The sequence below is a fragment of the Streptomyces sp. NPDC036815 genome, assembly GCF_055609205.1.
In genome coordinates, this window is sequence record NZ_JBVJPW010000004.1 from 177582 (window position 1) to 198468 (window position 20887).

Consider the following 20887-nt stretch of genomic DNA (forward strand, 5'->3'; position numbering starts at 1 on the left):
CGCGTAGGGGGGCGACCCGGCGCGTGGTGCAGGGGGGATGTGGATTCCCTGGTTCCTTTTCCGGGAGGGTCAGCCGACTGACCCGGGCTGCGGGGCGCCTGCGAGCCGCCCCTCATTGCGCACGTGAGGGGACCGGACGGATACCGAGTTTCCCCATCACTCTGAACCGCGCGTCAGATTCCGCCTCGCCAGGTGGGACTCCACCCTATGGAGGGAGGCCGGTAGTCACCACTGACGCGTAACGCAGAACGGGGGACGGTTTATGTCGGCAGGACGCCATTCGACCGGACGTCTGCTATTTCCGCGGGCGGGTGGGCCCGGGCGCGTTTCCCATGGGTGACGCAGTCGCCTGACCTGCTCGATGACCACCGAGACCCAGAGCATCGTTCCCCTGGCCATTATTCGATCACGAGATCGGAGGTAGCCATGTCTGATCCAGTTGGGGACAGCATGATCTACATGTGGGAGAACTGCGGATACCCACTGAGTCTCGGCGACATCGCGGCATTCGTCAGGTACAGCAAGTTTCATTTCGCCCGGAAGTTCCGGAGAGAAGCGGGATGCTCACCCGGAAGCTTTCTCTGCGCTGTCCGGATGGCACGAAGCAAACAGCTTCTGTCGACCAGCATGGCAAATGTGTCCGACATCGCGTCTTCGGTCGGATACCGGAGCCTGGGGACCTTCACCACTCGCTTCACCGAAGTCGTCGGGCTCACCCCGTCGCAATACAGGCGCTCATCCCGCGCCGATCTCACCCTCTTCGATCTGGTCGTTCCAGGCGTCGTACCCGATTTCAATCCCCGTGGCTGCGTCATGGGCCGGCTGATCGGCATTCCGCGAAATCCGGGGACGCGCACCCACGTGAGCGTGTTCTCGAGTACGAGGCCGCTCATGCCGCCGATCGCCGCCAGGTTCGTGGATTCCGACGAGGGTTTCTTCTTCGGTGGTCTGCCGCCCGGTAAATGGCTGATGCGGGCGATCGCGGTCGAGAGGGGATCCGAGGACTCCTTGGCGGAAGTGCTTGTCGGCGTGAGCGAGGAGTTCGACGTTCGGCCGGCCGACCGGATCAGCGTGGATGTCGTGCTCCAGGAGCCCACGGCGGGGATGGTCCCCTCACTGCTCGCGGTCCCGGGGCTCGACCGGTACCTCTCCAGCCTCCTGTGGAGCAGCACGCGAGCCTGTACGTGACGTGCGGTGGTCGCGCTGTGCCGACGCACCCGGGGGCGTACCGGCCTGCGCGGCCTCCGTACCGGCAACCCCGTCGCCGGGGCTCGGTCTTGACTCACATGTAAGTCCACACTAACGTAATAATTCGTTAGGGAGCTGTCCTTGGCCGTTCTGCTGAGGTGCAAGACAGGAGCAGAGTGATGCAGCCAGCACGAGACACATTTCCCAAGCAGCAGGTGGTCTGGACGATCGCGCTCGCTGCCCTCACCAACTTCATGGTGAGTCTGGACAACCTGGTCGTGGCCACCGCGTTGCCGACCCTGCACGAGGACCTCGGAGGGAACGCGGGCAACCTCAGCTGGGCGGTCAACGCGTACACGCTGGCCTTCGCGTCGCTGATCCTCACGGGTTCGACCCTGGCCGACCGCTTCGGCCGCCTGCGGGTCTTCTCGATCGGTCTGACGGTGTTCACGGTCGGTTCCATCCTGTGTGCCGTCAGTCCGTCGATGGGGTTCCTCATCGGCGCGCGGGTCGTGCAGGGCATCGGGGGCGGGATCGTGCTTCCGCTGACCCTCGCGCTCATCACCTCGGTGACCCCGCCCGAGGAGCGGGGGAAGGCCATCGGAATCTGGGGTGGCGTCATCGGCATCGCCGTAGCGTCCGGACCGGTCGTCGGTGGCGCGATCATCCAGGGCTTCAGCTGGCACTGGATCTTCTGGCTCAACGTGCCCATCGGGATCGGCGTCGTCGCGTTCGCTCGCATGCACGTGCCCGAGTCCTTCGGCGGCGCGAGGAAGATCGACCCGGCCGGCCTCCTCATGGCCACCTCCGCGGTCCTGCTCATCGTGCAGGCGCTGATTCGCGGTCCGGAGCGGGGCTGGACCGATGCCACGATCCTCGGAGGACTCATCGCCGGGCCGCTCCTGCTCGTGTGCTTCGTCCTGTGGGAGCGCCGGGTGGCGCAGCCCATGATCAACATGAGCCTGTTCCGGAACCTGAGTGTGTCCGCGGGATGCGTATCCAACTTCATCCTCAACGCGGGAATGTTCGGTCCGGCGTTCCTCCTCACCCAATACATTCAGCTCGGGCTGCGGAACGATCCCATCGAGGTCGGTGTACGCCTTCTGCCGTGGACCGCGCTGACTCTGGTGATTTCCCCGTTCGTCGGTCAGCTGGCGGACAGGATTGGTGAGCGATACCTGGTGACCGTCGGCCTTCTGTTGCCCGGAGTGGCATTCCTTTGGATTGGCGCAGAAATGTCCGATTCGGCGGTGGGGTACGGCAGCCTGTGGCTTCCGCTCCTCATTGCGGGCGTGGGCACCGCGATTGCATTCCCCTCGGTGTCGTCCGCTGTGATGCGGTCGGCGACTCCCAAGCAGGCCGGGATGGCATCCGGGTCCAGTGAGACGTTCGCGTACGTCGGCGCGGTATTCGGCGTCGCGATGGTAACCGCGTGGTTCGCCGCATTCGGGGACTACGGCACTGCTGCTAGTATGGCCGAAGGGGTTAGTCCCGCATTGGTCGGGATCGGCGTGCTCAGTATCATCGGAGCGATTATCGCCGTACTAGTCATCCGACAGCAGAAGACGGCGGCGCCTGACCATGACGAGGCTCTCGAAACAGCCGGATGAAGCATCGACCATCGCGGTCCTGCGGGCGTTCTCGGACGAGAACCGCCGCATCATGCTCGAACTGGTGGCCACCAAGGAACTGTCGGCCGGTGAGATCGCGGGGCACTTCACGGTCACCCGCCAGGCCGTCTCGCAACACCTTCGAGTGCTCAGGGAGGCGGGACTAGTCGAGGAACGTCGCGCCGGAAGGAACCGGCTCTACCGCACACGGGCCGACGGGATCGCGATACTGCACCAATACTTCAGCGACCTCTGGTCCAACAGTCTCGCGCTTGCCAAGGAAATCGCGGAGGAAGCCGAGAGTGCCACGCACAGCGACAGCGACCACGGCGACGAATCGGCCAGTAACGGGAAAGGGATGCCGGTCTAGAGCACGGGCGGTATCCTTGCGGCGTCGCGCACCGTTGCCGAACAACACCGAGGGCTAGGTTCATGAGCTCAGTAAACGCCGGGCACCCGAGTGTCGTAGCCGACCAGCATGTCGTGCGGGCGAGTGTCGTCGTGAATTGCAGTCAGGAGTCGACCTTCTCGACGTTCGTCGGCCGGGTCGGGGACTGGTGGCCCCTGCAGTCCTACTCGCTGGGGCGGGACCAGATCAAAGAAGTCGTTGTCGAGAAACACGTCGGCGGCCGTATGTACGAGGTGCGGGCGGACGGCGAGTGCAATTGGGGCGTGATTACCAGTTGGAACCCGCCGCATGGCTTCGTACTGCGGTGGGATGTCATTCCCGGCTCCGCGACCTTTGTTGAACTGATTTTCCAAAAGGTGACCGACCATTCGACGCGTGTGTCCATCGAACACACCGGGTGGGAGAATATCGACCCATCCATGCTGCCCTCGGACTGCAGTTACGGAGAAGGGTGGCGCGTCACCCTGACTCATTTCGCCGAGGAATGCGCGAAGCAGTCCGAACAGTAACTTCCCGTGCTTCAGCTTTCTCAGCCAACGGAATAGTGACCTGATCTCGGGGTGCTCGTTGATCCTGATATGCCGACGCCTCGTACTCATGACGAACGCCTAGCTGCCGCCCGCCTCCGGCTTCGGCAGGAATGGCACATGTGGCTGTCGACGGGCGGGTGTTCAGGACCGCATCTGATTCCGGTCGCGTTCGTCGAGGACGGCGACGCCATCGTCACCGCGACCGGCGAGAGCAGCAAGACCGTCCGGAACCTCCGGGAGACCGGGCGGGCGCGCGTGGCGGTAGGCACCACGTGCGACGTGGTGATGGTCGATACCGTTCTCGACGCGTTCGTGCCGGTTCCAGAGATCCCCACGGACGTCGCCGACCGCTTCGCCGCTGTCTCTCATGACCCGAGGAAGATGCAGGGCTACCTCTACATCCGGCTGCTCCCTCGCCGCGTTCAAGTGTGGAACGGATTTCACGAGTTTCGTGGCCGGACGGTGATACTCAAAGGCCAGTGGCTGTCGGACCCGGTCGACTGAACTCGGCGTCGATGGAACTGGGCGGCGACGGAACTCGGTTCAGTGGTCCGCTGGAGAGGCGGCCTCGGTGGCCAGCAGCTCGTCGGTGATCTCCTCGACGCTTCGGTGCTTGGTCTCGGATCCGAACCACAGGAACATCACGGCCGCCAGGAGCAGCGGCACCACTCCGATGAGCGCGGTCACGGCGATCGAGGGGACGGTGGTGCTGGCGACGACGACCGCGATGATCAGGACTCCGCCGAGCTTGGTCATGCCGGCCGCGAGGCCCGAGCCGCGCGAGCGCAGCATCGTGGGGTAGACCTCGGCGGCGTACGCCGAGACGACCGCCGTCACCGAACTGACCGCGGAGAGCGGCACGATGAGCAGCAACGAGAGCGCGAGGTGGTGGTCGGCCAGCGAGTCGCCCGCCACCACGAAGCCGCCCAGCGCCAGCGCCGACACCAGCGAGAGTGTGACGATCGTCCTGCGGCTTCCCCACCAGCCGTAGGCCACCGCCACGAGCACGGTGAAGGGGAGACCGAGCAGCGCCGCGTTGCGCACGACGTAGTCCGATTTCACCGCCGAGTATCCGAGGTGCTGCAGGTTGGTCGGCACCCAGAGCTGAAAGCCGAACGTGATGAGTCCCGCCCCGGCGGCGAGGACCATGATCGCGAGGGTGGAACCGGCCAACGGGCGCCGGAAGAGCTGGGGGTAGCCGTGCAGGGCGGTTGCCTCCGATACCGTGGAGTCGCCCGGGGCCTCGCGGACCTCCGCGCCGTACCTGGTCATGATCGCCTTCGCTTCGTCGTTCCGGCCGCGGGCGATCAGGTAGCGGGGCGATTCGGGGATCCAGTAGTTCAGCGCGATGAACAGCAGCCCCGTCGGCAGGCCGATGAGCCAGAGGATGCGCCAGCTGTAGGTCGGGGTCAGCCAGCCGGACAGCCAGCTCGTGATGAGGTACGCGCCGGCGATGTCACCGCCGATCAGCACCATCAGCCAGCCGCGGTGGCGGGCGGGGATCGTCTCGGCCATCAGCGCGAAGGCGATCGGGATCATGCCGCCGACGCCGATCCCCATCATGAAGCACATCAGCAGGTTCCACTTGAAGCCGGGCATCGCGCCGCAGATCGAGGTGGTGATGAAGAGTATTCCGGCCAGCAGAATCGAGGAGCGTCGGCCGATACGGTCACCGAGCCCACCCCAGATCCACGAGCCGAGGACGGTTCCGGTGATCCCTGAGAGCGGGAGCCAGGAGACCGGAATGTCACCGTGCGGATTCGCCGGGGATTTGAGCCCGTACTCCTGGGCGAACCCGGGCGCGACGAACGCCAGCGTCGCGGGCTTCATGACGTCGATCGTGATCGCGATGGCGAGAACGACGAGCAGTGCGATGTGCTGACCGCGTATCGGGGCGTCATCGATGGCGGTGACGCGGAGGGATCGCGCCGATTCTTTGATCCGGGCCCCGCGTGGGGGCAGCACGCCGTAGACGACGGCGACCAGGCCGACGGCGATGAGCGCCATCCCGGTGATCATGGCGCCATCCGGTCGCATCCCGGACATGACGTAGTGCATGTGGCGCGCCGATAAGTACATCGGCAGGTGCAGCACGACGCCCGCGGCGCACGCCAGCACTCCGAGCCAGAATGCAGCCGGGTGTTCGAAATCCCCCCGAACGACACCGAGTTTCCTCGTCGCCATGAGCAGCCCCCTCAGTAGCCGAACGCCCTGACGAGGTTAGCGGGCCGCGGTGAAGAGCACCTGCTTCCGGGATTCCTTGATCACTTCTCAGCAATCGCGGAGAAGTCAGGACTGACCGACAGCACCTGACGTGCAGACGAGAATGCTCAGCGGGCTCGGTGTCGCGATGATCTCGTCGAGTCGAAGCCCGGCGTTCCCGAGGAGTTGGCGGAACTCGTCGGCCGTACGCTCCGCGCCGCCGAGGTTGATGAGCATGTTCAGGTCCTGGAACTTGCTCACATCGGGTTCGTTCGCGGGCCGGACCACGCGAGTGATGATCAGTAGCCTCGCGCGGTCGACCATCGCTTCCCGGCAGGTACGGAGCAGCTGCGTCGCGCGTTCGTCGTCCCAGTCGTGGAGGACCGATTTCATGATGTAGCAGTCGGCTCCGGACGGGATCGTGGAGAACATGTCTCCCGCTATCGCCTGGCAACGGTGCCCCAGCCCGTTCGCGACGAATTGGTCGCGGGCCTCTCGGGTCACCTCCGGTTGCTCGAAGAGGATGCCTTCGACGTGCGGATACTTGTCGACGATCGCGGCCAGGAGGTTTCCCTGTCCGCCCGCGACGTCGACAACCGTGACGGCGCTCGAGAAGTCGTAGTTGTCGAGGATCGCGCGGACTTCGGCGGTGGAGAACGTGCTCATCGATGACTGGAACAAGGCGTGCGCGTCCGCGTGCGTGGCGAGGTACTCCCACATCGACATCCCGAAGACGTGCTCGAACGCCGGCTTTCCCGTTCTGACCGTGTGACCGAGGTGGCCGAGCGTGGGCCACTGCAGGTCCGAGCCCATCAGGCGCGCGACGGGCTGCAGCGACCCGGGGACGTCGGAGCGCAACAGCTCGCCGGTAGGTGTCAGTTCGAAGGAACCGTCGTCGCGTTCGGAGAACACCCCGATGCCGGCCAGGGCCCGCAGCAGCCGGTACATCGCTCCGGCATCGCACCGCGTCTCACGGGCGAGGTCGGATGGTCGCTGTGGCACCTCGTGCAGGTGGTCGGCGATCCTCAGATCAGCGGCCACCGCGAGGCATTGCGACGCGTAACAACCCATCAGCAGCGAGAACATCTGCTGCCGAGGGCTTGCGACAGGTGCGGCGTGACAGCCCGCGGGCGACGCCGACGATGATCCCTTGCGGCCACCAAGCTCTGAGGTCATGGTTGTTCCGATCCCTGATCAGGTCGTCGTCACAGGCCCACGGACAGTTCGGGAACGAGCGGCTGCGCCCACGTCGTCCCCGTCGTGACGGGCGACCCGTGCCGGCGGGCTGCCGGCAGGGCGGCCGCGTCGGTCTCACTCGCCCGTCCTGGCGCCGGTGGGTCAGGCGGAGGACTGATCCCACAGACCGATGGTGTTTCCGTCCGGGTCGGCGAACGTCGCGATGTTGCCGAAGCCGGGCAGCTCGGTCGGTTCCATGACCCTCGTGCCTCCCAGCTCCTCGGCCCGCTTCAGCGCGGCACCGAGGTCAGGCGCGTGGAAGTACACCCGGACGCCGGCCTCGCCCATGGCCGGACCGATCCCGCCGATCACGGACCCTTCGCCGGACTGGGTGTCGACCAGGGCGTACCCGCCCATGTCGGGTAGCTGGTTGACGTTCCAGCCGAACAGGCCGGCATAGAACGACTGGAGACGCTCGGCGTCCTCGGACGAGGTGATCTCGAAGTACGCCAGTCGCTGACCCATCCCCTGCTCCTCCCAGATAGGTACTACTTCTTAAGTCAGTCTGAACTTACCTTAGCGGCGTTCGGAGCGTCAACGGTCGGCTCGGCGGGGGAGTGGGTGGGCTCGGGGCCGCTGTCCGCCTCGATCGTGATCTCGCTATCCGAAGAGGAAGGTGAATGACCGCCACTGCTGGGACTCAAGGGAGACAGGGGAGTCAGCGTGAGCCCGCCGGAGTCCGCATCGGTGTCGATCCTGACCGTCTGGCCCGCTGTGACGCGTTCGGTGAGTACCAGCTCGGTCAGCGGATCCTCGATGTGCGTTTGGATCACCCGACGCAGCTGCCGCGCCCCTTCCATCGGGTTGTGTCCGTGGTCCGCCACGTGCTCGCGGGCGGCCGTCGTGACCTCGATCGAGATGTCGTTGGCGCTCAGCCGGTCGTCCAGGCCGTTCACCAGCAGTCCGACGATCGCCAGGATGTCGTCGCGCGACAGCTCGGGGAAGACGATGATGTCGTCGAGCCGGTTGAGGAATTCGGGCCTGAAGTGCTGTTTGAGTTCGGCGGTCACCACGTGCTTCAGATGCTCGTACCGACGGTCGCTGTCGCCGTCGGTGAAGCCGAGGCGGCCTCTGGCCAGATCGCGCGAGCCGAGGTTGGTGGTCAGGATGATGACCGTGTTCGTGAAGTCCACCCGCCGCCCCGCGGAGTCTGTCAGATGGCCTTCGTCGAGCACCTGCAGCAGTGTGTTGAAGACATCGATGTGGGCCTTCTCCACCTCGTCGAACAGCACGACCGAGAACGGCTTGCGGCGGACGCGTTCGGTCAGCTGTCCGCCCTCGTCGTGCCCCACGTATCCGGGCGGCGCACCGACGAGCCGTGAAGCCGTGTGGCTCTCGCCGAACTCGGACATGTCGAACCGCACCAGACTGTCCTGGTCATCGAAGAGGAACTCGGCCAGCGCCTTGGCCAGCTCCGTCTTGCCCACGCCTGTCGGCCCGGCGAAGATGAACGAGCCGGCCGGCCGGCGCGGGTCCCGGATTCCCGTGCGGGTACGTTTGATCGCCTTGCTGACGGCCTGGATCGCCTCGTCCATGCCGACGACGCGGCGGTGCAGCCGCTCTGCCATCTGACCGAGTTTCTGCGACTCGTACCGGGAGACCGTCGACACCGGCACGCCGGTCTGTTGCGACACGACCGCCGCCACGTCGTCGGCCACCACATCGGTCGACGGCGCATCGAGCCGGAGCGCGACCTCCGCCGCGGCCTCATCGATCAGGTCGATCGCCTTGTCGGGCAGGAACCGTGTGGGCAGGTAGCGGCAGGACAAGTCGACGGCCGCCTGGATCGCCGTGTCAGCGATGGTCACTTGATGGTGTGCCTCGAACAGCGGCTTCAGCCCGTTCAGGATGGCGACGGCGTGGTGCGGGGTGGGTTCGTCCACGTTGATCCGCTGGAAACGACGGTCGAGAGCTGAGTCCTTCTCGAGCGACTTGCGGTACTCGTCGTGGGTGGTGGCGCCGATGAGCTTCATCTCGCCGCGGCTGAGCATGGGCTTGAGGATGTTCGCGGCATCGATCGACCCCTCCGCGGCGCCCGCACCGACCAGCATGTGCACTTCGTCGATGAACACGATGATGTCGCCGCGACCCAGCACCTCCTTGAGGACGTCCTTGAGACGTTCCTCGAAGTCGCCTCGGTAGCGCGAACCGGCAACCATCGACGCCAGGTCGATCGCGTAAAGCTGCTTGTTGGAAAGCGATGGGGGGACCGCACGATCAACGATGTTGCGGGCCAGCCCTTCCACGATGGCCGTCTTTCCCACGCCGGCGTCCCCGAGAAGCACGGGATTGTTCTTCATGCGCCGCGAAAGCACCTGAGTCAGCCGTCGGATCTCCGCGTCACGGCCGATGACGGGGTCGAGCTTTCCTTCGGCGGCCTGTCGGGTGAGGTTGACACCGAACTGATCCAGGAGCTGCGAGCCCGCGGGCTTGAACGCGGCCGGTTCGACCGCGGGGGCCGGGAGTTCAGTCGCCGCGTCCGTCGCCATGGCCTTCAGAAGCTCGGAACGCAGGTCCCCCAGGTCGAGTCCGAGACTGAGCAGAATGTCGACGCTGAGATTGTTCGACGTCTGAGCGAGGAGGGCGAGCAAGATGTGCGCGGGCTCGACCGCGGGGTCACCACGGCGCTCGGCCTGGCGCGCCGCGGCGCCGAGCACCTCGGTGGTCTGCGCGGTCGTCTGCAGCTCCGTTGCCGGACGGGGTTCGGATTCCCCGAGGATGAAATGGACCCGCTCATGGAGCGTCTCCACGGAAGCGCCGTGCTCCTGGAGAACCCGCGCGGCCGCCCCTTGCGCGTGATCGGCCAGGGCGAGGAGCAGGTGCTCGGGACCGACGTAGGGATGATTGAAGCGTTGCGCCTGCCCTTCGGCCAAGCTGAGCACCTGGTCGGCGGCGTCGCTGAACTTGTCGCGCATAGGTCTTCCCCGGCTACTGATCGATAAGGCTGGACATGATGTAAGGAGCGGCCTCAATCTGGAAGTCCATGTGGGGCGCCAGCTCATTGACGGTTCCCTCGAGCGCGATCAGGCACAGCAACGGAAACGTCATCTCGGGCTCGGCGTAATAGCCGTTGCTCTGCTGGATCTGGAACAGCCGCGCGGCAAAGCGGGGAACGGAGAAGTTCGCGACATCGAGTTCGGCGGACTCCTCCACGAGCCGAACGATCTCCGCCTGGAACCGAGCCAGGTTCTGATCGTGGTGGTCGACCCCTTTGGTCGTCGTGAGCAGGATCTCCGCGCACTCCTGTCCACGCCCGGTCACCATGCCGCCGAAGAACCGGGTGAAACGCTCACGGGAGAAGTCGCTGAGCACGTGCGCGAACCCGACGTCGAGCAGCACGAGCCGTCCGTCGGGGAGCAGGTACGCGTTTCCCTGGTGCAAGTCGATGTGCACGAAGCCATGCACGAAGACGAGTTCATACATGGCGCGGACCAGCGTGGTGATGCCCTCGTCGCGCAGGCTCGGCGCGGCGGTCGCGAACATCTGACGGTCCAGGCCGGTGACGAACTCCATGGCGAGCAGTTCCGAGTGGGAGTACGCGTCGAGCGGTGCCGGAATGACGATGCGCGCTTCGTCCTTCAGGATGTCCCGAAGCCGGGTCAGCATGACGCGTTCGCGGTCCAGGTCGAGCTGGTTGAGCACGGCGGCGCACAGATCATCGACGATGGCGACGACCGGGCTGGAGCGCATCCACGGCGTCTTCGCGCACAGCCGCGCGAACCAGCGCAACATGGCCGTGTCGACGGGCACCGTCGCGGCCGCGTCGGGCCGCCGTATCTTCAATGCCACGGGAGCGCCGGGTTCGGCCTCCCACCGGTAGACGCAGGCGATCGAGCCGCTTGCCACGGGCCCCTTCGCCACCGCCGCGTACGCGCTCGCCGGCAACGGCGGGTGCGAACGTTCGAGCACCGCGAGCGCATCAGTGATGCTCATCGGGGCGACGTCGTCCTGCAGCCGCGACAGCCGCTGTGCGAGTCGTGGACCGATGAGGTCGGACCGGGTGGCCAACAGCTGGCCCACCTTGATGTAGGCCCCTCCGAGCGACTCGACGGCTCGGACGAGGGAATCGGCGGCCGCGTCCCTTGCCCGTCCCGGTCGTACGAGGGCGGCACCGGCCACGCGTGCCGTCGCTGACGCCACAGACACGAGCCGAGCCGTGGTCCGCACGGCGTCCCGGCCTCGATTCGCTGCACGTTTCATACCGACCCCGTGCCGAAGAGTTGTCGATGTGCCTCGTCCAAGAGGGGAACGGCGTCCTCGACGCCGGGATGCCGCGCCAACGCGGTCACCGGGGTGACCCGTTCGAAGACCGTCGGCTTCTTGACGCCTTCCCGACCGACGTGGAGCCGCACGGGCATGCCGTGATCGGCTTCGCTTCCGAACTCCAGGACTCGCCAGGAACGTTCGAGCACGCCGTTCCGGTGCACGAGGCGAGCCACCGGCGTCGTCCGGCCGTCGACCAGGAACTCGGTCACCGACACGTCGGCCGCCCGGTACGTGACCTGGGCCGATGCGCCCAGCGACGTCGCCCACGACGACCCATTCGATGTCACCTCGACGCAGGTCGTGGGGAGCAGACTGGGGCAGATCGTGCGCATGAGATCCAGATAGCTGATGTCCGTCAGCGGAAGGCAGTCGAACATCCGCGGCCGGTCGATCTCCTTGGGGGCGCGCATCGTCGGAATGAAGGTACGGATCCGGCAGCCACCGGGCCGCGTCACGTCTTCCCAGATCGCCACCTCGGTACGGCTCAGGGTCTGCGGGGCGTCGATCCGCACCGCGGTCAGGAACCGGTGGCCGTGAGCGGCGCGAGCGAAGGTGTATCGCATCGCGCGATGACCTATCGAGGAGGAGACACCGAATGCGTACGCTGTGAGCGGGCCCGCGCCCAGATTGACGCAGGCCCGTCCACGATCATTCACCGCCGGTTGCTCCTTGCTCAGGCGATGATGGTGGCGAACTCGACCGGGTTGGTCGCGTTCTTGATCGGGATGTGGTGCAGCAGGGCACCGATTTCGAGGTCGGCCGCCAGGAGCGTGCCGACCCGGCGGTCGCCGTCGTACAGCGCGTACGACGTCGACGTCCGGGACACGTCACCGATCGGCGGAACCATGTTGACGCGCGACTCGACATCGACGCGGACGTCGCCCGTGTCGATGACCGCGCCGAGGTTCTCGATGTCGAACCGCGGGTACAGCGCGGTCACGCAGTTCTTCATCGGGGTGATCTCGGGGTCCACCGGGCCGGGGACGAGGTTCGGCGACACAGTGGCGCCTTCGCTCTTGGTCGGGCTGTTGGTGACCCTGATCTGCCCGAACACGTCGCTCTCGCCGACGACCTGCAGCGAGAGGAACTGTGCACCGATGGTCGCCGTGCGCCACGTGAGCTCGGTCTCGCCCTCGGCGCCGATGCGCGGCTCGTGCCGGCGGTAGACGCCGATGCCGTGCAGGTCGACCAGGTCCTCGCCGAGCCCGTCGATCGAAACGTGGATGCGCTCGCGGACGGTGAAGGCCTCAAGCGCGGCCGGACCGAGGGTGTAGGGACGGATGGTGTAGAGGTCGCCGCCCCACGCGAGTTCGTGCCCCTTGACTACTTCGGCGTTGTGCAGTGCCGAACCTTCAGCGCCCTTGACAGCCGCGCCCTCGCGCAGCTCGTTCATGAGGCTCATCAGATCCTCCAGTTGAAGTTTTCGCGGTCTGGTTGAACCTGTTGTGTTTTGTCTTGGGCCGAGCCTGGATCAGGACTTGCTCGACAGCGACTGCATCAAGCCCTCCAGGGCATCGATGACGTACGCGAAGTCGATGATCCGCTCGGGCAGTTGTGTCGCGCTCGCGGTCCGGTCCCCGAGCTCGACCTCGAGCACGTCGATGAGCCGCTCAAGGTTGTTGTGCGAGATGGTCACCGGGAAGTAGCGGAGCTGCTCGGCGTACTTCGGGTCGGCCATCGGCGGGCCGGGCTCGATGCCGCGGTCGGGTCCGTAGGCGGCACGCCAGGCTTCCTGAACGGCCCTCTCGTACGTGAGGAAGGAGCCTCGGAAGTAGGGCAACCAGATCGCGCGCAGGTCCCGCGCCGACATGCGGCCCCTGACGAATGCGGCGGCCGCGGGCACCACTTCGGAGCGGTACTCCTCGAGCAGAGCCGTCGTGTCGAGACTGTGCGGAGCGGCGAGGTCGGTCATGGCGGTTCCTTCCGCGAGTCGTCGGGCGGGCTGTGCCGCCATCGGAGGGCTGCACCACTGTGACTGCTCAGGGCTGTTCGTGCCGTGCAGTGGGGCGCGCTCGTCTGCCGTCGTCCGGTGGGCCCGTGCGAGCCGCGGTAGTGCGCGGTGCGGGCCTGCGGCGAGGGGAGACTCAGCTGCGTATCACTCACTAGATCACTCTTTTTTTCTGTAGTCAATAGCCGACAGCTCACGAAATGTGCGGTGACTTGCGGCTGGTCGCCGAGCGCCCGGAGACGGCTGAGCGGGAGGGTTCTTCGAGGTTGCTGAACCCTCCGGCGGGCCCCTCGCCCGCTGCTCAAGGGTTCCGGTGACCGCACGGAATCGGTAGAACATGCTGTAGCGACCCGAGGGGAGACTTCCGTTGGCCTCATCCCAGCCCCGTCTCGCCGCAGGGGTCGACCCGGCGACCTTCACCCGTGCGCTCAGCCACTTCGTCACCGGGCTGACCATCGTGACCGGAGTGACGCGACTGGGCCCCGTGGGCATGACGTGCCAAGCGTTCTGCTCGGTCTCGCTCGAGCCGCCGCTCGTCCTGTTCTGCGCACGGAACGGCTCCGCGACCGGGCGCGTGGTAGGCGAACTCGGCGCGTACAGCGTGAACCTGCTGGGGAAGGACCAGCAGTGGATCGCGGAGCGCATGGCCACCATCGATCTCAACGGGGACCGGTTCAGGGGCGTCGACTGGCGGCCGAGTCACCTCACGGGATGCCCGGTCCTCGTCGGCGCGATCGCCCACGTCGACTGCGAGGTGCGCGATGTCCACCCCGCCGGCGACCACAGCGTCTACGTAGGGGAAGTCATCGGCGCGGAGGTCGGCGAAGCCGACGTCAGTCCCCTGACCTACTACCGCGGCGCCTACGGGTAGGGCGAAGTTCTTGACGCGGGCAGGCGGCGGCATTACGGTTTCGATACTCAAACGTGTAGCTATCTACCAGGTCGGAGTGCGCGGATGACTGACATCGCCGAGTCGACCAAGCAGAGGTTCGGTGAGATGAGCGCGCTCTTCGCCGACCCGTACCCGCTGTACCGTCACCTCCGTGACAAGGAGCCGGTCAAGTTCTCGCCCGAGCTCAACGCCTGGGTGGTCAGCCGGTACAACGACGTCAAGGCGGTGTGCGGCGACCCGGACACGTTCTCGTCGCAGGGGCTGACGCACCCCTTCGACGATCCGCATCCCGACGTCGCCGCGGTGCTGGCGACGGGCTACCCGATGGTGCCGATCGCGATCAGTACGGATGGCGAGGCGCACGCACGATTCCGCTACCCGTACGTCCAGGCCATGGCCCAGACCCGGACCAAGGAATTCGGCTCGGTCGTCGACAGCGTCGTCGACCGACACCTGGACCGCGTCGTTCCGCTGGGAAAGTGCGATCTGATCGCGGATCTGGCCCGGCCCGTCACCGTAGCGGTCATCCTGCGTTTCATGGGCATCTCGGCGGAGCACATCGACGACGCGTCCCTGTGGAGCAGGGACCTCGTCTCGTTCCTGTTCGCACCCGCCGAACTGGACGAACGCTTGCAGCAAGCACGCAATCTGGTGGCGTTCCAGCACTTCATCGCCAACGAGGTCGAGGAGCGCCGGGCCCGGCCCACATCCGACGTCATCAGCGTCATGGTCCACGACCAACTCCCCGGCGCCGAACCCCTGTCGATGAACGAGATCGTCAGCGCGCTGTGCGGGCTGGTCATGGCAGGGCACAAAACAACCATCGACACCGTGGGCAACGGCATGGCCGTCCTCCTGTCGGAGCCCGCCCGTTGGGCACACCTGTGTGCCGACCCCTCGACCATCCCGACGGTCGTCGAAGAGATCCTGCGCTACGACGCCCCTCTGCAAGGCCTGTGGCGGACGACGACCCGGGACACCGTCCTCGGGGGCGTGTCCCTGCCGGCCGGCTGCAGACTGTTCGTCCTCTTCGGCTCCGGCAACCGCGATGAGGACGCGTTCGACTCTCCCGACCAGGTGCGCGTCGACCGCACGCCCAACCGGCATCTGTCCTTCGGACACGGCGCGCACTTCTGCATCGGGGCGCCGCTGGCGAGGACCGAGGTGCAGAGGATTCTCGCGAGCCTCGCGGAAAGGCTCCCGAATCTGTCGCTCTCGCCGGAGTTCACCGGCGAACGTCACACACCCGTCCTGGGGTTCCACGGATACACGCGACTGCCGGTCGAATGGTAACGACCACCCTTCTGCCTACCAGGCTAGGAGCACGTGATGCCCCACATCACCGTTGACGCCCGGATGCCCGGCATCTTCGGGCTGTTCAACTACCGCCCCGAGACCGCCAAACCACTCCTGGAGTTCTGCGAGGCGCTGCTGCGCGACGACACCTCCCTCTCGCGGGGCGAGCGTGAGCTCATCGCCGGGCACGTGTCCCACCTCAACGCCAGTCCGTTCTGTGCCAACGGGCACTTCGCGATCGCGGCAGCCCAGCTGGACGACGGCGAGGCCATCGTCGACGGCGTCAGGTCACGATCGGCCGACACCGCGATCAGCCCGAAGATGCAGGCGTTGCTCGACATCGCGACAAAGGTGACCGCCGACGGCAAGACCGTTCAGGACGCGGATGTCGCGAAGGCACGCGAGGCCGGAGCCACCGAGCGCGACGTGCACGACGCGGTCCTCATCGCCGCCGCCTTCGCCATGTTCAACCGCTACGTCGACGGGCTGGGTGCCGTGGTGCCCGAGGACCCGGAATTCTACAAAGCCATGGCCGCGGGACTCGTCAGTCAGGGGTACGCCGCCGGCGTCCGCTCCAGGACCGAGCGCGAGCCCGCCTGACCTCGTGGGAGATCATCGATGTGCGGAATTACCGGCTGGGTGTCGTTCGATGCGGAGTTCGGTGCCCGGCCGGCCGAGGTCATCGAGTCCATGACAGCTGCCGTGTCGCGCCGCGGCCCGGATGCGACCGGAACGTTCGTACGCGCGCACGTCGCCCTCGGCCACCGGCGGCTGGCGGTGATAGATCCGGCTGGTGGCCGGCAGCCGATGGTGGCGACCGAGACCGGCCGTGAAGTGGCGCTCGTCTACAGCGGTGAGATCTACAACTACACCGAACTGCGGGCCGAACTCAGGGCGCGGGGCCGCAAGTTCGAGACGAGCAGCGACACCGAAGTCCTGCTCCAGGGCTATCTGGAGTGGGGAGAGTCGGTCGTCGAGCGGCTCAACGGGATGTTCGCCTTCGCGATCTGGGACGAGCGGCGAGAGCGGTTGTTCCTCGCGCGCGACCGCTTCGGCATCAAGCCCCTGTATGTCTACCGCATACCCTCCGGGCTCGTCTTCGGGTCCGAGCCGAAGGCGATCCTCACGCATCCGCTGGCGGACCGCACGGTCACCGCCGACGGTCTGCGGGAACTGTTCGCGATGACCGGCCAGCCCGGCTGGTCGCTGTGGCGCGACATGGACCAGGTCCGGCCGGGCACGACGTTCACGGTCGACCGCAGGGGCGCCACCCCGTACACCTACTGGAGTCTGCAGACCCGGCACCACACCGACGACCTGCCCACCACGGTCGAGCATGTGCGCGCACTGCTCGACGACATCGTCGAACGACAGCTCGTCTCGGACGTCCCCCTGTGCGTACTGCTGTCCGGCGGTCTGGACTCGAGCGCCCTCACCGGACTCGCCACCGCGACCGAGGCGGCGAAGCGCAGGCCGCTGCGGACCTTCTCCGTCGACTTCGAGGATCAGGAGGCGACGTTCGTACCCGATGAGATCCGCGATACGCCGGACGCCCCGTTCGTCCGGGAAGTCGTCGAGCTCGTCAAGACCAACCACCACCGCGTCGCTCTCGATCAAAGCACCCTTTCGAGGCCCGACGTTCGCCGTGCCGTCGTCAGCGCCCGTGGCATCCCCGCCGGGCTCGGCGACATGGACAACTCGCTGTATCTGCTCTTCCGCGCGATACGCGAACAGTCCACCGTTGCCCTTTCGGGAGAGTCCGCGGACGAGATCTTCGGGGGGTACATCTGGTTCCACCACCCGCAGTCCGTCAACGCGGACAACTTCCCCTGGCTGGCCTTCCGCAGCGCCTTCACCGCCGACCGGTTCGCCCTGCTGAACCGCGACCTGAGGGCGAAGCTGGAGCTGGAGGATTTCATCGCCGACCAGTACGCCGTCTCCCGCAAGGAAGTGGAACAGCTCCCCGGGGACGACGCCCACGAGAGGCGGATGCGGGGCATCAGCCACCAGCACCTCACCAGGTTCCTTCCCATGCTGCTCGACCGGAAGGACCGTGCCTCCATGGCCGTCGGGCTGGAGGTCCGCGTCCCGTACTGCGACCACCGCCTGGCCGAGTACGTCTACAACACGCCGTGGTCGTTCAAGACCTTCGACGGCCGCGAGAAGAGCCTGCTGCGCGAGGCCGCCGGCGCCGTGGTGCCCCGGGCCGTTCGCGATCGCGTGAAGAGCCCCTACCCGACGAGCCAGGACCCCGGGTACGCCGCCAGCCTCGTCAGCCAGCTGTCCGAGATCCTCGCGCGACCCGACCACCCCGTCTTCGCGATCGTCGACCGGCAGTGGGCACGGGCGACCACCGAGATCCCGCCGGACAAGATGCCCGGGGACGTGCGGGCCGGACTGGACCGGGTCCTCGACGTGTACCACTGGCTCGACATGTACTCGCCCGACCTGCTGCTGTAGATCTCACCGGGGCGTGATCGGCTCGCTGTTCCGCAGGGGCCTTCGCCCGGAGTTGCGCACCATCCTCGCGAGAGCCGATGGGCCAAGCAGCGACGCGGGGGACTCCACCATGTTGGCCACGTCCCACAGCCGCGCCGCGATGCTCGGGTCGTGCTGGCCCGCGACCAGGCATCGGGTGACGTACCGATTGATCATCTTCGTCGGCCAGGGACGGTGGCCGCGCGTCTCGGGATAGACGAAATCGGCTCCGGTGGCCGTCGCCCAGGCCGGCGAGACCGCACGTGCGGACAGCCGGTAGAACGTGCGGGTGAACTCCGGACCCATGACATCGGACCGCGCGAGGGCTTCCTGCAGTGCGACGACCTGAACCGCGGCAGAGGTCATGCCCTGCCCGTACAGGGCGTTGAGGCTGCACACGGAATCGCCGACACACACGAAGCCGCGCGGGTGGGCCGCGAGCCGGTGGAACAGCCGCCACTCGCTGCCCGGCAGCCGGAAGCGAACGGCCGCGCCGATGGGCCGCTCGTCCTCGATGATGGACGCTATTTTGGCGGTGGGGAGGGTGCGGGCCCAGCTGAGGTATCCGCCCAGGTCGGTCGGCGCTCCCTCGCCGTGCAGCCCGGCGAGGGTGATGATCCACCGGTCGCCCTCGATCGGCATCGCCGTGCCGAACCGCCTCCTGGCCTGCGGGTCGCTGATGACGAAGTATCCGGCGGCGCCGTCGGCCCGCACACGCGTCGAGCGATGGAAGACACGGGTCGTGTAGCGCACGTCGGACTGGACCAGCCGTACCTCGGGGCCGGGGTACCCCAGCCCGGCCAGCCAGTGGCCGGCCCGTGACCGTCTTCCGGAACAGTCCACGACGAGGCCGGCGTTGATCACCGATTCGCCGGACGGGCCGCGCACGCGGACCCCGTTGACGGCGCCGTCGCCGCCGACCAGGTCGACCGTTTCACCGGTGCGCAGTTCGACGACTCCGTTGCGCCTCACGTGCTCGCGTACCAGGAACTCCAGCAGCGGACGCGAGCACGAGATGATGGGGGCCGCCTCGGGTACCGCCGCGCGGTAGCCCTTCTGCTGCCACCACCACACCCGCTCCATGGGCATCACGACCGCGCCGTGCCGGACCAGGTCCTCCGTGATGCCGGGGCACAGGGTGTCGAGGATCTGCTCACCGCGGCGCAGGAGCGTATGAGGGTGCCGCGCCTGCGGGACGCCGCGCCGGACACCGCCGCTCGCCGTATCCAAGGTGTCGCGTTCGATGACGACGACCTCATCGAACGCGGCCGAGAGTGCCTGTCCTGTCAGCAGGCCGGCGATGCTGCCGCCGATCACCACGGCTCTCTGCACGGTGACCCCGCCTTCGGTGTCAACAACGCTCGCGCGGTGGCAGACCGGCGAGGCTCTCGGTGGTCTGGACGAAGTCCTGCCAGCTCAGCAGGAAGGAGTCGAAACGGGAGAGATCCTGGAAGTTGGAGACAGGGCCGAGCGAGATCCGTAGCGCACCGCCGGTCTGAATGCCGACCTCGTGCCGGTAGTTTTCCACCGTGTACGGGGCGTTGCTGAGCCGGCCGGCCCGTAGCAGGTCGTCCGTGGCGAGGCAGAACGCGGCCTCGCCGACGCCGGGGTTGCAGAAGCAGCCGGTCCGCAACGCTATGCCCATGTCGACGGCCCGGCCCTCGACCAGGCGCTCATCGACCACGTGGCCGTTCCTGTCCATGACGTTGAACGCGATGGTGGGTCCCCTGTCGACGACATCGCCGGGCCCGTAGACGGCGCACATCGGCATGCCGTTGTCGTGTGTCAGTTCCGTCATGCGACGCAGCGTGTACTGCAGCAGACTCGTCATGCGTGCCCGCGCCAGGTCCCGTTTGACGATGTTCGTGACGTAGTCCAGGCCGATGCCGACACCGACGGCGCCGAGGAAGTTCGGCGTGCCGTCCTCGAACCCCTCCGCTCCCGGCGCGAGCGCGTGCCAGCCTCCCATCGCGCTGGACGCGATCACGGTGCCGCCCGAGAACCAGGGGCGCCGCAGATCGGCCAGCGCCTCCTTCCTCGCCACGAGGCAGCCGATGCCGGTCGGCCAGCCGAAGATCTTGTAGAAGGACAGCGGCACGAAGTCGGGTTTGTGCTCGGCCAGATCGAGGTCCTGCGACAGCACCAGGGCGGCCGCGTCGAGCAGCACCTTCCAGCCGTGGGCGTGAGCCACGTCGATCCAGTCCAGCGAATGGCGCACCCCGGAGAAGTTGCTCTGGGCGGGATAGGCGAAGAGCGAGGGGCCGTCCGTGCCGCCGGCGAGCATCCGGTGCGTCTCGTCGACATCGGCCCTCAGGTCCGCGCCGAGCGGCACGGTCGTCACCTCGGCGCCCATCCGCTCGGCGTACTCACGAATGCCGAGGACGGAGTTGTGGTTGTCCTGGAGCAGACCGAGACGGGAGGGAGCGGCGAAGGGGAACGATTCGGCGACCAGTCGGATCGCGGCCGAGGCGTTCGCGCAGAACACCACGGTGTACTCGTCGGGTGAGCCGTTCAGGAAGTCGAGCACGGCCCGCCGCGCCGCTGTGATCGCTTCCGTCGAGCGCCGCGAGGGCAGGTTCGCCGAGTGCGGATTTCCCCAGATGCCGTCGCAGACGGAGTCGCGGTACCTGTCGAGCTGGTATCGACCGGGAAGCGCGCTGCCGGTGTAGTCCAGATACACCTGGCCGAGGCGATCCAGTTGGGAGAAGTCCCGGGCACGCAGCTCGTCGAGATGGTCCGCGGCAGCGTACTGCCGGTGATGGCTCGTGAAGTCCGCGTAACTCAGCTCGGTGGCCGACATGACGGGCTCCTCTCAGATCCAACTGGGCTCGG

At 66.8% G+C, this 20887-nt stretch carries 19 protein-coding genes; 9 read left to right on the forward strand and 10 right to left on the reverse strand.

The window, feature by feature from the left end; translation table 11 throughout:
• Window positions 1-459 precede the first annotated feature (459 nt).
• The 5 genes from ACZ69I_RS11735 (at window position 460) to ACZ69I_RS11755 (ending at window position 4241) form a co-directional block, all read left to right on the forward strand.
• Entirely contained in the window at window positions 460-1188 is a 729-nt protein-coding gene (locus ACZ69I_RS11735; RefSeq protein ID WP_470832042.1) for a helix-turn-helix transcriptional regulator, read from the forward strand.
• Between the two features lie 179 nt (window positions 1189-1367).
• Entirely contained in the window at window positions 1368-2798 is a 1431-nt protein-coding gene (locus ACZ69I_RS11740) for an MFS transporter (protein WP_467675874.1), read from the forward strand.
• Window positions 2770-3168, forward strand: coding sequence for an ArsR/SmtB family transcription factor (locus ACZ69I_RS11745; protein WP_389718845.1), 399 nt, complete (start codon window positions 2770-2772; stop codon window positions 3166-3168). The genes ACZ69I_RS11740 and ACZ69I_RS11745 overlap by 29 nt, the downstream gene beginning before the upstream one ends.
• Window positions 3169-3230: 62 nt before the next feature.
• Complete coding sequence (locus ACZ69I_RS11750; protein ID WP_470831770.1) at window positions 3231-3716, forward strand: SRPBCC family protein; 486 nt, start codon at window positions 3231-3233, stop codon at window positions 3714-3716.
• A 138-nt stretch (window positions 3717-3854) separates the two neighbouring features.
• Entirely contained in the window at window positions 3855-4241 is a 387-nt protein-coding gene (locus ACZ69I_RS11755; RefSeq protein ID WP_470831772.1) for a pyridoxamine 5'-phosphate oxidase family protein, read from the forward strand.
• 39 nt (window positions 4242-4280) lie between these two features.
• On the opposite strand, the gene ACZ69I_RS11760 is transcribed toward ACZ69I_RS11755, so the two are convergent.
• The 8 genes from ACZ69I_RS11760 to ACZ69I_RS11795 form a co-directional block, all read right to left on the reverse strand.
• Window positions 4281-5921 carry an MFS transporter gene (locus ACZ69I_RS11760; protein ID WP_470831774.1) on the reverse strand — a complete coding sequence of 547 codons (1641 nt, stop codon included), beginning with the start codon at window positions 5919-5921 and terminating at the stop codon, window positions 4281-4283.
• A 105-nt stretch (window positions 5922-6026) separates the two neighbouring features.
• Window positions 6027-7115 carry a methyltransferase gene (locus tag ACZ69I_RS11765; RefSeq protein ID WP_470831776.1) on the reverse strand — a complete coding sequence of 363 codons (1089 nt, stop codon included), beginning with the start codon at window positions 7113-7115 and terminating at the stop codon, window positions 6027-6029.
• Between the two features lie 162 nt (window positions 7116-7277).
• Window positions 7278-7640: a VOC family protein gene (locus ACZ69I_RS11770; protein ID WP_467675863.1), complete on the reverse strand. Its 363-nt coding sequence runs from the start codon at window positions 7638-7640 to the stop codon at window positions 7278-7280.
• 35 nt (window positions 7641-7675) lie between these two features.
• On the reverse strand, window positions 7676-10090 hold the full coding sequence (locus ACZ69I_RS11775) for an ATP-dependent Clp protease ATP-binding subunit (protein ID WP_470831778.1): 2415 nt from the start codon (window positions 10088-10090) through the stop codon (window positions 7676-7678).
• Window positions 10091-10103: 13 nt separating this feature from the next.
• Window positions 10104-11195 carry an ABC1 kinase family protein gene (locus ACZ69I_RS11780; RefSeq protein ID WP_470831779.1) on the reverse strand — a complete coding sequence of 364 codons (1092 nt, stop codon included), beginning with the start codon at window positions 11193-11195 and terminating at the stop codon, window positions 10104-10106.
• 176 nt (window positions 11196-11371) lie between these two features.
• Complete coding sequence (locus tag ACZ69I_RS11785) at window positions 11372-11953, reverse strand: hypothetical protein (RefSeq protein ID WP_470831781.1); 582 nt, start codon at window positions 11951-11953, stop codon at window positions 11372-11374.
• 161 nt (window positions 11954-12114) lie between these two features.
• On the reverse strand, window positions 12115-12843 hold the full coding sequence (locus ACZ69I_RS11790; RefSeq protein ID WP_467675854.1) for a DUF6073 family protein: 729 nt from the start codon (window positions 12841-12843) through the stop codon (window positions 12115-12117).
• Between the two features lie 69 nt (window positions 12844-12912).
• On the reverse strand, window positions 12913-13353 hold the full coding sequence (locus tag ACZ69I_RS11795; RefSeq protein WP_467675851.1) for a hypothetical protein: 441 nt from the start codon (window positions 13351-13353) through the stop codon (window positions 12913-12915).
• Window positions 13354-13756: 403 nt separating this feature from the next.
• Here ACZ69I_RS11795 and ACZ69I_RS11800 point away from each other — a divergent pair, with 403 nt between their 5' ends.
• The 4 genes from ACZ69I_RS11800 (at window position 13757) to asnB (ending at window position 18037) form a co-directional block, all read left to right on the forward strand.
• Entirely contained in the window at window positions 13757-14260 is a 504-nt protein-coding gene (locus ACZ69I_RS11800) for a flavin reductase family protein (protein WP_470831783.1), read from the forward strand.
• A gap of 84 nt (window positions 14261-14344) precedes the next feature.
• Complete coding sequence (locus ACZ69I_RS11805; RefSeq protein WP_470831784.1) at window positions 14345-15574, forward strand: cytochrome P450; 1230 nt, start codon at window positions 14345-14347, stop codon at window positions 15572-15574.
• Window positions 15575-15610: 36 nt separating this feature from the next.
• Window positions 15611-16177, forward strand: coding sequence for a carboxymuconolactone decarboxylase family protein (locus tag ACZ69I_RS11810; protein WP_470831786.1), 567 nt, complete (start codon window positions 15611-15613; stop codon window positions 16175-16177).
• Window positions 16178-16195: 18 nt separating this feature from the next.
• On the forward strand, window positions 16196-18037 hold the full coding sequence (asnB, locus tag ACZ69I_RS11815; RefSeq protein ID WP_470831787.1) for an asparagine synthase (glutamine-hydrolyzing): 1842 nt from the start codon (window positions 16196-16198) through the stop codon (window positions 18035-18037).
• A 3-nt stretch (window positions 18038-18040) separates the two neighbouring features.
• Here asnB and ACZ69I_RS11820 read toward each other — a convergent pair whose 3' ends face one another.
• Window positions 18041-19387: an FAD-dependent oxidoreductase gene (locus tag ACZ69I_RS11820; RefSeq protein WP_470831789.1), complete on the reverse strand. Its 1347-nt coding sequence runs from the start codon at window positions 19385-19387 to the stop codon at window positions 18041-18043.
• Between the two features lie 19 nt (window positions 19388-19406).
• On the reverse strand, window positions 19407-20855 hold the full coding sequence (locus tag ACZ69I_RS11825; RefSeq protein WP_470831790.1) for an aminotransferase class V-fold PLP-dependent enzyme: 1449 nt from the start codon (window positions 20853-20855) through the stop codon (window positions 19407-19409).
• Between the last annotated feature and the right edge of the window lie 32 nt (window positions 20856-20887).

Excerpts from the sequence above, each read along its gene's own strand:
- ACZ69I_RS11825 (WP_470831790.1), bottom strand. The coding sequence starts at position 20,855 with ATGTCGGCCACCGAGCTGAGTTACGCGGACTTCACGAGCCATCACCGG.
- ACZ69I_RS11745 (WP_389718845.1), top strand. The coding sequence starts at position 2,770 with ATGACGAGGCTCTCGAAACAGCCGGATGAAGCATCGACCATCGCGGTC.
- ACZ69I_RS11810 (WP_470831786.1), top strand. The coding sequence starts at position 15,611 with ATGCCCCACATCACCGTTGACGCCCGGATGCCCGGCATCTTCGGGCTG.
- ACZ69I_RS11735 (WP_470832042.1), top strand. The coding sequence starts at position 460 with ATGTGGGAGAACTGCGGATACCCACTGAGTCTCGGCGACATCGCGGCA.
- ACZ69I_RS11755 (WP_470831772.1), top strand. The coding sequence starts at position 3,855 with ATGTGGCTGTCGACGGGCGGGTGTTCAGGACCGCATCTGATTCCGGTC.
- ACZ69I_RS11805 (WP_470831784.1), top strand. The coding sequence starts at position 14,345 with ATGACTGACATCGCCGAGTCGACCAAGCAGAGGTTCGGTGAGATGAGC.
- ACZ69I_RS11765 (WP_470831776.1), bottom strand. The coding sequence starts at position 7,115 with ATGACCTCAGAGCTTGGTGGCCGCAAGGGATCATCGTCGGCGTCGCCC.
- asnB (WP_470831787.1), top strand. The coding sequence starts at position 16,196 with ATGTGCGGAATTACCGGCTGGGTGTCGTTCGATGCGGAGTTCGGTGCC.
- ACZ69I_RS11795 (WP_467675851.1), bottom strand. The coding sequence starts at position 13,353 with ATGACCGACCTCGCCGCTCCGCACAGTCTCGACACGACGGCTCTGCTC.
- ACZ69I_RS11790 (WP_467675854.1), bottom strand. The coding sequence starts at position 12,843 with ATGAGCCTCATGAACGAGCTGCGCGAGGGCGCGGCTGTCAAGGGCGCT.
- ACZ69I_RS11740 (WP_467675874.1), top strand. The coding sequence starts at position 1,368 with ATGCAGCCAGCACGAGACACATTTCCCAAGCAGCAGGTGGTCTGGACG.
- ACZ69I_RS11770 (WP_467675863.1), bottom strand. The coding sequence starts at position 7,640 with ATGGGTCAGCGACTGGCGTACTTCGAGATCACCTCGTCCGAGGACGCC.
- ACZ69I_RS11750 (WP_470831770.1), top strand. The coding sequence starts at position 3,231 with ATGAGCTCAGTAAACGCCGGGCACCCGAGTGTCGTAGCCGACCAGCAT.
- ACZ69I_RS11775 (WP_470831778.1), bottom strand. The coding sequence starts at position 10,090 with ATGCGCGACAAGTTCAGCGACGCCGCCGACCAGGTGCTCAGCTTGGCC.
- ACZ69I_RS11760 (WP_470831774.1), bottom strand. The coding sequence starts at position 5,921 with ATGGCGACGAGGAAACTCGGTGTCGTTCGGGGGGATTTCGAACACCCG.